Consider the following 1,113-nt stretch of genomic DNA (forward strand, 5'->3'; position numbering starts at 1 on the left):
GATGCTGGGCTGGCCACCCTTGATATCGGCCTCGTACATCTGTGCGAACAACCGGTCCATCTTTACCAGCGCCTGGTTGGCCATGGCGCGGATCGAGCGCAGCGGGTGGGACTTCGGCACGAAATCATCCAGCCTCCGCATAGTGAACAAACTTTCTGTGAAGGTATCTGCGCCGCGCATGAAAGTGGAGTTGGATGGGCTCCTCAAATCAACGCTTCAGCCAGTTGTGGCGCTGACGTCCACCGGAGGTATTTCAGCGGCCTGCTAAGTCGAAGCCGGGTGCCGGCGCCTGCACCGCAAAGGGGTTCATATCTTCACTGATGCAGTGCGGTGTCGTTACGCGGACTCGTGGATGCGGGTTAGCACGAATTCACGGTGGCCGAGCGCCTCAGCCGCGGTCCAGCGGCCATTGACAGTCTCCAGCATGCATTCCAGCAGCTTGTCGCCAGTCTGGTCCAGCGTCTGTTCGCGTTGCAGCAGCCCCGAGCAGTCCACGTCCATGTGCTCGCTCATGAGACGCACCGTACGCGGGTTTGCGCACAGCTTGATGACGGGGACGATCGGGTTGCCGATCACATTGCCTTGGCCAGTCGGGAAGAAGTGGACGACATAGCCGGCGGCGGCGCAGAGCGTGACCATCTCGGCCGCGGCCGACGATGAGTCCATGAACCAGAGGCCCGGATGGGTCGGCTCTTCTGCCTTATCCAAAACACCATCGACGGTGCACCTCTTACCGATCTTCTGGATGTTGCCGAGCGCCTTCTCCTCAATCGTGGTGAGACCTCCAGCGATATTTCCCTTGGTCGGCTGCGACTCGGAAAGGTCTGAGGTCTTCCAGCGGTCGATCATGCCCTGGTAGCGCTCGAACATTTCCATGAACTTACTGCGCACGTCGTCGTTAGCGCAACGGGCGGCGACGATGTGCTCGCCGCCAGTCAGCTCTGAGGTCTCGCCGAACACCAGGGTCGTGCCAAGCGGATGGAGCTTATCGAAGGCATTGCCAACCGTCGGGTTGGCACCGCAGCCGGAAGTAGTGTCCGACTCGCCGCACTTGGTCGACACCCACAGTTCGCTGATCGGGCACTCGACGCGTTGCAGTGCAGTGGCGTACTG

At 60.8% G+C, this 1,113-nt stretch carries 1 protein-coding gene and 1 pseudogene; both read right to left on the reverse strand.

Going from position 1 to position 1,113, the window contains the following annotated elements; all coding sequences use genetic code 11:
* Nucleotides 1-180 (reverse strand): annotated as a pseudogene (locus tag E1J61_RS35025) (IS5/IS1182 family transposase); the annotation flags it as partial.
* Nucleotides 181-336: 156 nt separating this feature from the next.
* The coding region (locus tag E1J61_RS35030) for a UxaA family hydrolase (protein ID WP_133098400.1) at nt 337-1,113 on the reverse strand (777 nt) is incomplete at its 5' end.

Origin of the sequence: Cupriavidus sp. L7L, assembly GCF_004353535.1 — a bacterium.
Lineage (GTDB): Bacteria > Pseudomonadota > Gammaproteobacteria > Burkholderiales > Burkholderiaceae > Cupriavidus > Cupriavidus oxalaticus_A.